Annotated in this window: 10 protein-coding genes; 6 read left to right on the top strand and 4 right to left on the bottom strand. The window is 69.2% G+C overall.

The window, feature by feature from the left end; genetic code table 11:
• The first annotated feature begins 122 nt into the window (after window positions 1–122).
• Complete coding sequence (locus tag ACX80H_RS15880) at window positions 123–1,490, top strand: DUF4192 domain-containing protein (RefSeq protein ID WP_459314370.1); 1,368 nt, start codon at window positions 123–125, stop codon at window positions 1,488–1,490.
• A 309-nt stretch (window positions 1,491–1,799) separates the two neighbouring features.
• Window positions 1,800–3,017, top strand: coding sequence for an RNA polymerase sigma factor (locus ACX80H_RS15885; protein ID WP_459314371.1), 1,218 nt, complete (start codon window positions 1,800–1,802; stop codon window positions 3,015–3,017).
• A gap of 228 nt (window positions 3,018–3,245) precedes the next feature.
• On the opposite strand, the gene ACX80H_RS15890 is transcribed toward ACX80H_RS15885, so the two are convergent.
• Window positions 3,246–3,467, bottom strand: coding sequence for a DUF7455 domain-containing protein (locus ACX80H_RS15890; protein WP_459314372.1), 222 nt, complete (start codon window positions 3,465–3,467; stop codon window positions 3,246–3,248).
• A 251-nt stretch (window positions 3,468–3,718) separates the two neighbouring features.
• Here ACX80H_RS15890 and ACX80H_RS15895 point away from each other — a divergent pair, with 251 nt between their 5' ends.
• On the top strand, window positions 3,719–5,827 hold the full coding sequence (locus tag ACX80H_RS15895; RefSeq protein WP_459314373.1) for a DNA gyrase/topoisomerase IV subunit B: 2,109 nt from the start codon (window positions 3,719–3,721) through the stop codon (window positions 5,825–5,827).
• Window positions 5,828–5,996: 169 nt separating this feature from the next.
• Here the strand turns inward: ACX80H_RS15895 and ACX80H_RS15900 are convergent, their stop codons facing one another.
• The 3 genes from ACX80H_RS15900 to ACX80H_RS15910 form a co-directional block, all read right to left on the bottom strand.
• Complete coding sequence (locus tag ACX80H_RS15900; RefSeq protein WP_459314374.1) at window positions 5,997–6,293, bottom strand: hypothetical protein; 297 nt, start codon at window positions 6,291–6,293, stop codon at window positions 5,997–5,999.
• Window positions 6,294–6,547: 254 nt separating this feature from the next.
• Window positions 6,548–7,549 carry a M56 family metallopeptidase gene (locus ACX80H_RS15905; RefSeq protein WP_459314375.1) on the bottom strand — a complete coding sequence of 334 codons (1,002 nt, stop codon included), beginning with the start codon at window positions 7,547–7,549 and terminating at the stop codon, window positions 6,548–6,550.
• A gap of 7 nt (window positions 7,550–7,556) precedes the next feature.
• Complete coding sequence (locus tag ACX80H_RS15910) at window positions 7,557–7,925, bottom strand: BlaI/MecI/CopY family transcriptional regulator (protein ID WP_459314376.1); 369 nt, start codon at window positions 7,923–7,925, stop codon at window positions 7,557–7,559.
• 221 nt (window positions 7,926–8,146) lie between these two features.
• On the opposite strand from ACX80H_RS15910, the gene ACX80H_RS15915 reads away from it, so the two are divergent.
• From ACX80H_RS15915 to cydD, 3 genes are all read left to right on the top strand, one after another.
• Window positions 8,147–9,724 (top strand): cytochrome ubiquinol oxidase subunit I, encoded by a 1,578-nt coding sequence (locus tag ACX80H_RS15915; protein WP_459314377.1) that lies wholly within the window; start codon window positions 8,147–8,149, stop codon window positions 9,722–9,724.
• A gap of 78 nt (window positions 9,725–9,802) precedes the next feature.
• Window positions 9,803–10,825, top strand: a complete 1,023-nt coding sequence (gene cydB, locus ACX80H_RS15920; protein WP_459314378.1) for a cytochrome d ubiquinol oxidase subunit II — start codon at window positions 9,803–9,805, stop codon at window positions 10,823–10,825.
• A gap of 20 nt (window positions 10,826–10,845) precedes the next feature.
• On the top strand, window positions 10,846–14,385 hold the full coding sequence (gene cydD / locus ACX80H_RS15925; RefSeq protein ID WP_459314379.1) for a thiol reductant ABC exporter subunit CydD: 3,540 nt from the start codon (window positions 10,846–10,848) through the stop codon (window positions 14,383–14,385).
• Window positions 14,386–14,423 lie beyond the last annotated feature (38 nt).

The following is a 14,423-nucleotide window of genomic DNA, read 5'->3' on the forward strand; positions in this document are numbered from 1 at the left end:
CCTGGCCTGCCCGGGGTCCGCGGGTCCGTGGACCCGCTCGTGCCCGCGGGGGGGGGGGGGCACTTGTCCACATAGGGCCCGCAGGCCGACTGATCACCGCCCAGGACCAGCAGGCTGGCGGCATGTCATCTCCCATGAGCCCCGCGCCGGGCCGGTCCCCGTCCTTCTCCGTCACCTCGCCGGCGGACATTCTCTCCTATATACCCCATGCGCTCGGCTTCATGCCCGACGAGAGCCTCGTGGTGCTAACGACGACGGGCAGGAGGCTGGGGGCGACCCTGCGGGTGGACCTGCCTGCCCACGATGCAGATTTCCTCGCGTTCGCGGAGGGGGTGCTTTCCTTCCTGCAGGGCGACACCGGGGCCAACGGGACACTCCTGGTGATCTATACGAAGGAGAGCTGGCGGCGCCTGGAGCCACCGCCGCGCGACGGACTCGTGGGGACCATCGACGGCGTTCTCCTGGCCGCCGGGTTGCCGGTCAGAGCAGGGTGGCTCGTCTCGCCGACCAGGTGGCGGGACTTCTTCTGTACCGACGAGGAATGCTGCCCGTGGCCCGGGCAGCCGCTCGACGCCGTCCTCTCCAGCCCTCTCGGCGCCGAATTGATCTTCGGTGGAAGCGCGTTCGATGCATCGCCCTCCGAGGCCGTCCTCCGGATGGTGCCCGCCGTCGGGGGACGGGATGCCCCATCGGCACCAGGGCTATCGGCCGTCGAGGATGCCCAGGCACACTACGCCGCGTGCTGCACCGGCCGGTGGACCGCACCGGACCAGTTCCGGGCTACGTCCGCTGTGTCGGATGCCGCGATCCTGCGGCCGGAGGTTCTCGAGGCGGAGGCCGAGCCCGGGATCGCGGGGTTCCTCCTGGCCAGTATCGAGTCCCGGGTGGTCCGGGACTTCCTCTTGGTGAGTGCGTGCCTCGGGTCTGCCGCAGCGCTGGAGGGAGCTGCTGCCTGTGGGCTCCTGGGGCCGGCTGATGCCGCTGCTGTCCCGTCGGGTCGTTCGGCCCCACCTGCCGGGTGGATCCTCCCCGATGCGCAGTGTGCAGGGGAACTCCGGACCGCACTGGCAGCGGTCCCAGCGTCGATGGCGGAGCCGGTCGCCGCGACCACGAGTGCCGAGTCCAGTGCGCCGGTGCCAGGGGGACGTGCCGCCCAGCTCTATGCGGACGTCCTCGCCGGCCGGCACACGGGTGCCATCGCCTGGAACAGGGTCGACGCGACGGCATGCCTCCTGGCGCGGCTCGCCGCGGTGTCCGACGGCGAGTCCCGTGCGGCTGCCCTCACCATGTCCGCCTGGTTCGAATACGCGCGAGGACGCGGTTCCAGGGCGGCGGTCTACCTGGAGGCAGCCGAGCGCGCGGTACCCGGCTATCGGCTGGCCCGCCTGCTGCACGAGCTCCTCCGCCGTGGGGGCCTGCCCGCCTGGGCGCGGAAGCGGTCGACCGCCTGGACTCCGGGTGCGCCCCCTGAGCCACCGGACGCAGCATGATCGGTGATTCAGGCTCTCCCCGCGGTACGGAGAATGCACGACGAAGCACGTCGCGCATTTCCGGCGTGCGCCCCCGACGTGAGACAATGGAGGTTGAGACCCGGTGGGGTCCGTGCATCAGAAAATCACCGAGCATTCCAGAACGGGCGTCGCCGACGAGCGATTTCCGGGGGAATAGCAAGGGTGGCAGGACTGTTCCGTAGGGAGTCGGTTCGGCCGGATCGTTCTGGAAACCAGCGCGGACTTGACAGGGTCATAGTGGTGTTGTCCCTCTGGTTGCACCACACACCGCCGTACGAAAGGTTCTCTGTGCCGGTCAAGAAGACAGCAGTACCCGCGTCGACAGACGCTGGTACCACCACTACCAAGCGACGGGTAGCGGCCAAGAAGCCTGCCACCAAGGCCGCTTCGTCCGCTGCGGCCGCAAAGGCTTCGACCTCGGACGCACAGACCGCGGTGGATGGGCTCGATGGAGCGGACCCGGCGTTGGACGTTGCCGTCGACGTCGACCCCGAGGACCTCAAGCCCGAAGCGGCGGAGGTCGGAACGACGACAGGCTTCGTCTACTCGGACGCCGATGACGACGACGCTCCGGCGCAGCAGGTCGTCTCGGCAGGCGCCACCGCCGACCCCGTCAAGGACTACCTCAAGCAGATCGGTAAGGTCGCACTGCTCAACGCCGAGCAGGAAGTGGACCTGGCCCTCCGCATCGAGGCCGGTCTCTTCGCGGAAGAGAAGATCGCCGCCGACCCGGACATGGATCCGAAGCTGAAGCGTGAGCTCGAATTCGTCATTCACGACGGCAAGCGGGCGAAGAACCACCTGCTCGAGGCGAACCTCCGCCTCGTGGTGTCGCTCGCCAAGCGGTACACCGGGCGCGGCATGCTCTTCCTCGACCTCATCCAGGAAGGCAACCTCGGCCTCATCCGCGCCGTCGAGAAGTTCGACTACACCAAGGGCTTCAAGTTCTCGACCTACGCCACCTGGTGGATCCGGCAGGCCATTACCCGTGCCATGGCGGACCAGGCCCGGACCATCCGTATCCCGGTCCACATGGTGGAGGTCATCAACAAGCTGGCCCGCGTGCAACGCCAGATGCTGCAGGACCTCGGCCGCGAGCCCACTCCCGAGGAACTCGCCCTCGAACTCGACATGACCCCCGAGAAGGTCGTCGAGGTGCAGAAGTACGGCCGTGAGCCCATCTCCCTCCACACGCCCCTGGGCGAGGACGGCGACTCGGAGTTCGGTGACCTCATCGAGGACTCCGAGGCGGTTGTGCCGGCGGATGCCGTGAGCTTCACGCTCCTGCAGGAGCAGCTGCACTCGGTCCTGGACACCCTGTCGGAGCGCGAGGCGGGCGTCGTGGCCATGCGCTTCGGACTGACCGACGGCCAGCCGAAGACGCTGGACGAGATCGGCAAGGTGTACGGCGTAACGCGTGAGCGCATCCGCCAGATCGAATCGAAGACGATGTCCAAGCTGCGTCACCCGTCGCGTTCGCAGGTGCTGCGGGACTACCTCGACTGATCCGGCAGGATCCGCGAAAAGGGCCTTTCCCCCGGGAAGGGCCCTTTTTCGTGGCCGGAACGGCCCGAGCATGATCGGCGCTGAGCGCGATGCCCCCTACCCGGGGGAGGAACTGAAGCACCCCGAACGCAGGAAGGGCCCCCTCCTGGCGGAGGGGGCCCTTCCTTGTGCTTCAACGCCTGTACACGGGGCGCCTGTTCGTCAGGTAGTGGGTACGTCTGTCGGCGGTCAGTCGCCGACGACGGCCGGCTTCTCGTGAAGCCGATTCGTCTCGTCCTGCCACTCAGAAGTGAGCGGCTTCAGGTTCGCTTCGACGGCGCGCGCGTGGTGGCCGCAGAACAGAAGCTCTCCACCGGAGGTCTGAAGGACTGCTCGAACGTAGGCCTGGGCGCTGCATCGGTCACAGCGGTCCAGGGCAGTGAGTTCGCGAGTTGCTACTGCAGTGGTCATGAATGCCTCCTCATGTGGATCGTGTACTCATATAACCACTATTCGTAGTCGGCCCTTCGCAGGTTGGGCCTCCTTTCGCTCCGGGCGTACCAGGGGGTATGTGTTGTCCCCGGAGTGCGGGAATGCGCGTGAGGACGCACTGTCCGCCCCATGTCAGTGGTGCGTAATAAACTGAAGGCACTCTTTCCCCGCCATCACCCTCCTGACGCCTGTCCTGGATCGTGCCGTTCCGCCAAGGAGACCATTCCACCGTGACACCCCCCACCTCGGACTACACCGCCCGGCACCTCTCCGTCCTCGAGGGCCTCGAAGCAGTCCGCAAGCGTCCCGGAATGTACATCGGATCCACGGATTCACGCGGTCTGATGCACTGCCTCTGGGAGATCATCGACAACTCCGTCGACGAGGCGCTGGCGGGATACGGCCAGAGCATCACGGTGATCCTGCATGCCGACGGCTCCGTGGAGATCCACGACGACGGCCGCGGCATCCCTGTGGACATCGAACCCAAGACGGGCCTGAGCGGTGTCGAGGTCGTCTTCACGAAGCTCCATGCCGGAGGCAAATTCGGCGGCGGATCCTATACGGCATCCGGCGGCCTTCACGGCGTCGGAGCGAGTGTCGTCAACGCGCTGTCCTCCCGGCTGGACGTCTTCGTGGACCGCGGCAGCAAGACCTATGCGATGTCCTTCCGGCGCGGCGAACCGGGCATCTTCAAGGACGCCCGGACGCCGTCACCCATGTCCGTCTTCGAACCCTTCCTCGACGGCTCCCGCCTCGAGGTCGTGGGAACGGCCAAGCGCGGCGTCACAGGTACGCGCATCCGGTACTGGGCCGACCGCCAGATCTTCACCCCTGACGCGACCTTCTCCTACGAGGAGCTGCAGACGCGTGCGCGGCAGACCTCGTTCCTGGTGCCGGGCCTCCGTATCGCGCTGAGGGACGAGCGGAAGCTCCCGGGCACGCCCGGCGAGTCGGGTCCGGTGGAGGAGGTATTCCAGCACGACGGCGGCATCTCCGAATACGCCGAATTCCTGGCACTCGACGCGCCGGTCACGGACGTCTGGCGATTTCAGGGATCTGGCCGCTTCAAGGAGTCCGTGCCCGTGCTCGACGAGCGTGGGCACAGCCAGATGGCCGAGGTGGAACGGGATTGCGACGTCGACATCGCCCTGCGCTGGGGCATCGGTTACGAGACCACGGTCCGGAGCTACGTGAACATCATCGCCACCCCCAAGGGCGGCACACACCAGAGCGGCTTCGAGCAGGCGCTGTTGAAGACCTTCCGCAAGGTCATCGAGGCCAACGCCCGCAAGCTGAAGGCCGGCACGGACAAGATCGAGAAGGACGACGTCTTCGCCGGCCTGACCGCCGTCCTGACGGTGCGCCTCGCCGAGCCCCAGTTCGAGGGCCAGACCAAGGAGATCCTCGGAACGTCCGCTGTCAAGGCCATCGTGGCCCGGGTGGTGGAGAAGGAACTGCAGGCACGCCTGTCATCCTCGGCGCGCAACGATAAGGCACAGTCGGCGCTGCTGCTCGAGAAGGTCGTCGCCGAGATGAAGTCCCGCATCTCTGCACGGGTGCACAAGGAGACGCAGCGGCGCAAGAACGCGCTCGAGACCTCGACGATGCCGGCCAAGCTCGCGGACTGCAGGATCGACGACCAGGAGCGCTCCGAGCTCTTCATCGTGGAGGGTGACAGCGCGCTCGGCACCGCCAAGCTTGCGCGGTCCTCCGACTACCAGGCGCTGCTTCCCATCCGGGGGAAGATCCTCAACGTGCAGAAGGCATCGGTGGGGGACATGCTGTCCAACGCGGAGTGTGCTGCCCTCATCCAGGTCGTCGGCGCTGGCTCGGGGCGGAGCTTCCAGCTCGATGCACGGCGGTACGGCAAGGTCATCTTGATGACGGACGCGGACGTGGACGGCGCCCATATCCGGACGCTGCTCCTGACGCTGTTCTTCCGGTACATGCGCCCCCTGGTCGAGGCCGGGCGGGTCTACGCCGCCGTCCCGCCCCTGCACCGTGTGGAGGTGATCAACGGTGGTTCGAAGGCCAACGAGATGATCTACACGTATTCGGAAGCGGAACTCACACGCCTCTTGGCTGCCATGGAGAAGAAGGGCAAGCGGTACAAGTCACCCATCCAGCGTTACAAGGGCCTCGGCGAGATGGACGCGGGCCAGCTCGCGGAGACCACCATGGATCCGCGGCATCGCACGCTGCGGCGCGTGCGGATCCAGGAGGCCGAATCGGCCGAGCGGGTGTTCAACCTGCTGATGGGGAGCGACGTCGCCCCCCGCAAGGACTTTATCGTCGCGGGAGCCTCGTCCCTGGACCGGGACCGCATCGACGCCTGATCCACATGGACGCCTGATCTACGACGACGCCTGATCGGCGTCTGATCGACCTCGCTGCTTCGGTGCTGCGCGGCCGAACCTGACGTCCTGTGGGTGTCCTTTCCGCGTCCGGTACGGCGTGCATGGCCGGCGCCGGCCCCGAGACCGGAGGGTCGGCGCCGGCGATCCGCTACGGAGCCTCCGGACCGAATCCCTCGGGGTAGGGGAACTTGTGTCCGTTGCACAATTCGCCCGGGCTCGGAGCCTCAGCCTTGAGCCCGAGCTTCACCAACTGCCCGTAGGACTGGACGCGGCCGCCCTCCGGGAAGGCGGCGTCGGGTTCGTCGTTCAGGCCGGAGTACGAACAGATGGAATTGGCGTGCTCGGTGCCTCTTTCCACCTGGCCGGCCGCGAATGCTGGGGATGTGCTCAGACCTGCCAGTGCCAGGGCGCAGACTGCGGCGCCGAGTAGTGATGTCTTGCGCATGAAGTACCTCGATCTCTAGAAGTGCCCTTGCTTCCAGGTCGCCGACGCACGCGCGCGGTAGTGGTTGCAAACCACGACACTGCCCAGCGCAGGTCTGCTCCCTACGAGCCCACCGAGGCCCGTGCCGGGCAGTCTACTCAGGAGCCCGTTCCCGCGGAAGGGGAGCGGGACGCCCGTTCTGGGCAGGTCGAAGGCCCGTGGTCGGCGGGGAAAGACGAGGAAAACGGCATCCGGGCCGCCGAGAGGAGGGCGGGTCAGCCGAGGAGTTCGGGGGCCACCAGCAGGACGGGCGGAACCACCAGCAGCAGGCCCGCGGCGGACAGGGCTGCGGCCTGCTGGATCCTGCTGAGGGGCGGCAGGGGGGTGAGCAGCCGCCGTAGTCGGTGGGCTGTCGACTGTGCATCCGCGGTGCCGCCGGTCACGGCCATCGAGCCGTTCCCCGGGCTCGGCCGGCCCTCCTCGAGGGGGTCCTCGAACGCGTCCTGCGCCGAAGAGGGCGACGGCAGGGCGCCGGAGCCGACGATGGCAATCGCCCGGACGAGCGTCGGCTCGTCCACGGTACGGAGGGCCTCGTCGTCGGCCAGCATCTCGATGAGTTCGCTCACCGCCCGCTGCGCCAGCTGCGACGTCGGCAGCCATGGCAGGGCCGACCGCCACGCGGCGAACGCCCATAGCAGCAGGTGGTGGCGCTGGTGCAGGTGCGCGCTTTCGTGCAGGAGGACCGCGTCGAGTTCGGCACGGGACAGGAGGCCCATGAGGCCGTCGGACATGACCGTGACCGACCGGGCCCCGCCGGGAAGGCAGTAGGCCACGGGCGCGGGATGACTGATCACGAGCGTCGCGGGTTGATCGGCGGCAGGAGAACTCAGCAGGTTGAGCATGTCCCGGTGCCGTCTGCGCTGTCGCCTGATCCGGATGAAGGTCAGGACCAGGGTGAAGACGAGGTGCCCGAACAACAGGGTGGCGGCACTGATCGCGAAGACGTGGATCACGCCGAGCGTCTGGGCCGACTCGTCATCGATCAGGATGTTGAAGAACCCCGCCGATGCCGACACGAGGTTGTCACCCAGCGGTTGGAGGCCCCAGACAAGCATCGCCCCGATCATGGACAGGCCACCGGCGAGCGCGATCGACTGCCAGAGCACCATGGCGGTGAAGGGGGCACGCGCGGGCCAGGAAGCGCGTGATAGAGCGATCGGGGCGGGCCACGCGAGGATGATCGCGAGTGCCGCGAGCAGGTACGAGGCCCAGAACACGGACGGGTCAGCTGCCGCCGAGCAGCTTGCGGAGCGTCTTTGCCTCTGCCTCGGAGACGCTGCCGATGAAGCGGGCCAGGACGGCTTCGCGGTCCGGCGCCGTCACGAGTACCTCGTGCATGAGCTCGGCCGTATGGTCCTCGCGGCTCGTGACGGACCTGTACCGGTGCGGGCGGCTGTCGCGCTCCCGCTCCACGAGGCCCTTCTTCTCCAGGCGTGACAGCACCGTGAGTACCGTGGTGACGGCGAGTTCCCGTCCTACTTCTCCCGTCGGCGCCTCGGCGATGGCGTCGCGCAGTTCATTTGCTGTCAATGCCTCCGGCGCAGCCCACAGCAGGTCCATCACTGTGCGTTCGAGGTCTCCGAGCGTTGCCATGTTCTTCCTTCAATCAAAACGCGATCCCGGTCCGCCACGGACCTGGATCCGCTCCCCACCGGGAGCTAGAAGCGTGGTACATCCAAAGTACAACGTCGCGGGCAACATTTCTACTCCACGTAGAAATGAGGGTGAATTTGTTCTACGATGTGTAGAAGAACTTCTTCTACGACACGTAGAAGTCCGCCGTCGCCGAAGCCCGGCGCTGCTGAAAGGGCCCGATGGAAGCCTTGGAAATTGCCCGGTGGCAATTCGGAATCACCACTGTCTACCACTTCCTCATGGTCCCCCTGACCATCGGGCTGGGGCTCCTCGTCGCCGGAATGCAGACTCTGTGGCACCGCACCGGCAAGGAGCACTACCTCCGCATGACGAAGTTCTGGGGCAAGCTCTTCCTCATCAACTTCATCATGGGCGTGGCCACGGGACTGGTGCAGGAGTTCCAGTTCGGTATGGCGTGGAGCGAGTACAGCCGCTTCGTGGGCGACGTCTTCGGGGCGCCCCTGGCCATGGAGGCGCTGCTCGCCTTCTTCGTCGAGTCAACCTTCCTCGGCCTCTGGATCTTCGGGTGGGGCCGGTTGCCCCGGCTCGTCCACCTGCTGTGCCTCTGGGCCGCCGTCCTGGCCTCGGTCCTCTCCGCCTACTTCATCCTCGTGGCCAACTCCTGGATGCAGCACCCCGTGGGCGTCGAGATGGTCGACGGCCGGCCGGTGATGGTGGATGCGTGGGCGGTCTTCACCAACAACACGGCCCTCGTCGCCTTCCCGCACACCGTCTTCGGTGCCCTTGCGGTCGCCGGGGCCTTCCTTCTCGGCATCAGCTGGTACCACCTGTGGAAGCGGCGCCGCGACGGTCTCGACACCTTCGGCGAGGACGGTACCTTCGTCGTCGGCGACCCGGCTGGTGCCCGGGGTGCGGTGGACCACAAGGTATGGCTCCGATCGGCCCGGGCCGGCGCGGTCGTCGCCATGATCGCCTTCGCGGGCACCGGGATCACGGGCGACCTGCAGGGCAAGCTCATGTTCGACCAGCAGCCCATGAAGATGGCAGCCGCGGAAGCGGCCTGCCACGACGGCACGGGTTTCTCGATCCTGTCCGTCGGCAATCTCGGTGCGCAGAGCTGCGACGACATCACCGCGGTCATCGAGGTTCCCGGTGTGCTCTCCTTCCTCGCCAACGGCGACTTCACCACCGAGGTCAAGGGCGTCAACACCCTCCTGCCGGAGTACCAGGAGAAGTACGGCACCACGCTCCCGGACGACCCGATGTACGGCGAGCGCGCGGGCACCGCGATCGACTACCTGCCCGTCATGGAGGTGACCTACTGGGGCTTCCGCATCATGATCGGTTTCGGCGCGATCGCAGCAGCGGCTGCAGCCGCAGCCCTCTGGGTCCTCCGCCGGGGGACCGTCCCGGAGTCCCGGTGGCTCATGAGGCTCGCGGTGTTCGGCATCCTCGCTCCCTTCGGCGCTAACTCCGCAGGCTGGATCTTCACCGAGATGGGACGGCAGCCGTTCGTCGTCGCGCCCAACCCGGATCCCTCCGGTATCGACAGCGTCTTCATGTTCACCGCTGCGGCCGTCTCACCCGGCGTCTCGCTGGCCGAACTCGTCGCCTCACTCGTCGTGCTGACGGCCGTGTACGCGGTCCTCCTCGTGGTCGAGGTCCGGCTCCTCTTCACCTACGTGCGCGGCGGCACGGCGTCGGCCATGCCCGAGCTGGCGCACGCCGCCGCCCCGCACGACGCGTCGCACCCCGACAGGAAGGACGACGGCGATGTGCTGGCCTTCGCGTACTGACCCGGCCGCCGGCCGGGCCGTTGCAACCGTTCCTGCTCCCGTATCCCCGACGTCCCCGAACGCCTGGAAGGTTCTCCGATGACCGAGGCACTGCCTACCGTCTGGTTCGTCCTGATCGCCGTGCTGTGGGCCGGCTACCTCTTCCTCGAGGGCTTCGACCTCGGAGTGGGGATGCTGATGAAGCTGATGGCCCGCAACGACACCCAGCGCCGCGTCCTCCTCAACACCGTCGGCCCCGTGTGGGACGGCAACGAGGTGTGGCTCGTGACGGCCATCGGTGCGATGTTCGCGGCATTCCCGCACTGGTACGCCTCCCTCCTGTCGGCGCTCTACCTGCCCTTCCTGCTCGTGCTGCTCGGCCTGATCTTCCGGGCCGTAGCCTTCGAATACCGTGGCAAGCGGGACAGCGACGCCTGGCGCGACCGCTGGGACTGGGCGATCGCCCTCGGCTCCTTCACGGCTGCCGCAGGCATCGGCGCGGCCCTCGCGCTGACGACGACGGGACTGCCGCTCGACGCCGACGGCAACCGGGTGGGCGGGGCCTTCGCCTGGGCCACCGGCTCCGCGCTCCTCGGAGCGGCCGGCGTCGTCCTCTTCTGCCTCGTCCATGCTGCGGCCTTCGTCGCGCTCAAGACCGACGGGGGAGTACGGGTGCAGGCGGACCGCCTGTTCCGCCGCCTGCTGCCGTTCGCGATGATCCCGTTCCTGGGGTGGGCGCTCCTCGTCCAGCTCGACACCGGGTCGGTGGTGACCTGGCTCGTCGTCGTGCTCGCCGTCGGAGCCCTCGCTGCCGCCTACCGCTCCTCCGTCGCGGGCCGCGACGGGCTCGCGTTCGCCGCCCTGGGAGTCGGGATGCTCGCGCTCGTGGGCTCGATCTTCGGCGCGGTGTTCCCCGTGGTCCTGCCCTCGACCCTCGACCCGGCGTTCGACCTGACGGTGCAGAACGCATCCTCCTCGCCCTACACGCTCGGCCTGATGAGCGTGGTGGCATGCTTCGGAGTCCCGCTGGTCCTCGCCTACCAGGCCTGGACGTACTGGGTCTTCCGGCAGCGTGTCTCCGAGGCCAGCATTCCCGCGGCGCACGCCGTTGCAGCCCTGTGAGCGGAGCCACCAGGACGCCCATGCCCGACCACCCGAGCCCTGCCCCCGCCGTCGCCGGGAGGAACGGAGCAATCGCCGGAACCAGCGGACACGACGCCGGACAGGAGGCCGGACACGAGGCCGGACACGACACCCGGCAGGAGGCTCGCCGGGTGTCGCCGATGGCCGTGCTGAGGGCCGGGGGGCCGGCGGGAGCCGCTGGTTCGGCGTCGGCGGTCTACCTTCTCGGAGTCCTCGCCGCCGCCCGGGCCGCGGGGCTGGTGCTCCTGGCCCAGGCCCTCGCACTCGGGATCGCGTCCGTGGCCGCCGGATCCCTCGACGTCCGCGCCGTCCTGCTGCAGGGAGTCCTCGGTGCCGCGCTGCGGACCCTCGCGGCATGGGGGCAGGACGCCACCGCCGCCCGCCTCGCGCTCGGAGTCAAGGAGCGGATGCGTGAGGCCGCCCTACTCCGCGTGCTCGACGACGGCGGTGCCACGCAGGCAGCGCCGGCCGGCAGCGGGCAGGGTTCCCTCGCCGTGCTCCTCACCCGGGGGATCGACGGCCTCGACAAGTACTACACGCAGTACCTGCCTGCGCTCATCACCTGCGCCGTGGTCCCGCTCCTCGTCGGTGCGCGGATCCTAGCAGCCGACTGGGTCAGTGCCCTCATCATCGTCCTCACGGTGCCGCTCGTGCCCGTCTTCATGGCACTGATCGGCCTCCACACCCTGGAACGCACCCAGGAGGCCGCAGCCGCCCTGGGGCGCCTGTCCGACCACCTGCTCGAACTCGCGAAGGGCCTGCCCGTCCTCGTGGGACTCGGCCGCGCCGCCGAGCAGACGCGCGCCCTGCGCGACATCGCCGGCACCTACACGTCCCGCACGATGACGACGCTCCGCACGGTCTTCCTCTCCTCGCTCGCGCTCGAACTCATCAGTACGATCTCGGTCGCCGTCGTCGCGGTGTTCGCGGGCGTGCGGCTCATCCACGGGGACCTCGGCCTGGAGACGGCCCTCGTCGCGCTGATCCTGGCTCCCGAGTGCTACGGGCCCCTGCGCGACGTCGGCGCCGCCCACCACGCCAGCGAGGACGGCGAGGAGGCCGGCGCCCGGGTCCGCGCCGTGATCGATGCCCCTGCCCGTCCGGCAGCGACGCCCCCGGCAGAACAGCTCCCGGCCGGTCCGGGCAGCATCCGCGTCGAGCGGCTGTCTGCCCGCTACGACGGCGTGCTCGCGCCCGTCTTCGAGGACGTCTCCTTCGTTCTCGAACCCGGCTCCGTCACCGCTCTCCGTGGCCCGAGCGGTTCTGGCAAGTCCACCCTCGTGCGCGCGCTCGCCGGGGGAGCGGCCGCCCCGGCGGGGCTTCGTCTGGAGGGGAACGTCACCGGGCTGGACGGCGGCATCGCCTGGGTCCCGCAGCACCCGCAACTCCTGATGGGGACGGTCCGCGAGGAGCTCGCCCTGTACGGCGGGCTGCCCGCCGATTCCCCTGCCATCGAGGAACACCTGGCCGCCGTCGGCGGTGCGGGCCTCGCAGTGCGGCGCAGCGCGGAGCTGAGCCCCGGCGAGTTGCGGCGGGTCGCCGTCGCACGCGCACTGCTCGGCGCCCAGGACCCGTCGGTCCGGCTCCTGCTGCTGGACGAGCCGACGGCGCACGTGGACGCAGAGGCATCCCGTGCCATCCGCGAGGCCATCCGGTCCCGCCGCCCCGGCCTGACCGTCCTCCTGATCGCGCACGACGACGGGACAGCGGCCGTGGCATCGGCCGGGATCCGCCTCGGGAAGGATTCCGCCGGACAGGCGACCCCGGGCCGTCCTGCCCCGCAGGATTCCCCGTCCATCGTCGCGGGACGGCCGGTGGGGCCCGAGCAGCCCGCGCCGCGGTCCCGCGAGACGACATCATGGTTCCGCTCGGTCAGGGAGGTGCTGGCCCTCGTCCGGCCCTGGGACGGGCGATTCCTCGCGGCCGCCGCCCTGGGCCTCGGTGCCTCGGTGTTCGCCGTCGCGCTCACCGCATTGAGCGGGTGGCTGATCGTCCGGGCCGCCGAGCAGCCGCCGATCCTGTACCTCCTCACCGCCATCGTCGGGGTGCGCTTCTTCGGCATCGGGCGTTCCCTCCTGCGGTACGAGGAGCGCCTCTGGCTGCATCGAGCGGTGTTCTCCCGGGCCGACGACACCCGGCTGCGGCTCTGGACCGGACTCCTCCAGGCCGGCCGCTCCTGGCGCACGATCGCCCGCGGGTCCGGGGGGATCGAGCGGCTCGTCGGTGATGTCGACGAACTGCGCGACCTGTCGTCGCGCACCGTCCTGCCGGTCGTCACGGCCGTCCTCACGGGAGTGGCTGCACTGGTCACCACCGCCGTGCTGCACCCCGCGTCCCTCGGATGGCAGCTCGTGTCCGTCGGCGGTGCGCTCGTGCTTGCGCCGGCTCTCGCCGTGGTGCGTGAACAGGCCGCCGGGGCTGCCGGCGTGCAGGTGCGCGCGGAGGCACTCGAACGGGTCACCAGCCTGCTGAGGGCAGCGCCGGACCTGAGGGTGAACGGCGCCCACCGTGCCGCCCTCGACGCGACGCGGCGCCTTGACGGCCGCGCCGCAGCGGCTTTCCGCCGTTCGGCGGCCGCCGCCGGTGCCTCGACCGCGGTCATCGTCGCTGTCTGCTGCGCCGCCTCGCTCGGGATCCTTCTCGGTGCCACAGGCCTGCCTGCCGATCTCACGGCCGTGCTGGTGCTGATGCAGCTCGCCCTGATCGAACCGTTCGTCGCCGGGACGTCGGCTGTCCAGCACTGGGGTCCGCTGTCAGCCGTGGCGCGTCGCATCACGCCCTGGCTCGGCGCGTCCGACGATGGGCGCGCGGTCGGCCAGGCGGCCCGTACGAGCGGCGCGGGGAACACCGCCCCGCCCGTGCGGAGCGTCTCCCTCGAGGACGCCTGCGTCGGCTACGAGCCGGGCCGCCCCGTGGTGAGCGACATCGGTCTCGAGCTCCGCCCGGGACGCTGGACCGGACTCACCGGGCCCTCGGGCAGTGGCAAGTCGACCCTGATCGGGGCCCTGCTGGGGTTCCTTCCGCTCGAGAGTGGCCGGCTCGTCGTGAACGGGCAGCCTGCCACCCCTGGCGAGGCGCCGCGCATCGCCTGGTGCCCCCAGGAGAGCCATCTCTTCAATTCCAGCCTGCGCTCGAACCTGCAGCTCGCGCGCCCGTCCGGTGACCCTGCGACGGACGAGGAGCTCCACGCGGCGATCCGCGCCGTCGGACTGGCGGACATGGTGGAGGGCCTCGCGGAGGGGCTGGACGCGCAGGCGGGAGCGGGTGGCTCGCGTCTCTCCGGCGGCCAGCGCCAGCGGCTCGCGGTGGCTCGGGCCCTGCTGACCCGGTCCGGCGTCGTCCTCCTCGACGAGCCGACGGCCCACCTCGATGCCGACGGCGCCCGCGCGCTGCTGGCCGACCTCCGGAGCGGACTCCCCGACACGGCGGTCCTCCTCGTCACCCACGACCGGAACGAGGCGGCTCTGTGCGACGAGGTGGTGGCGCTGGGTGCCCGAGTTTCCGCGTCCCTGCCGATCGACGCACTGCACCGGCCCTGAGCGGGACGCCGTCCGACCCGCGGACGGGTTCACGTTCC

This window comes from Arthrobacter pasteuri, from assembly GCF_054510955.1.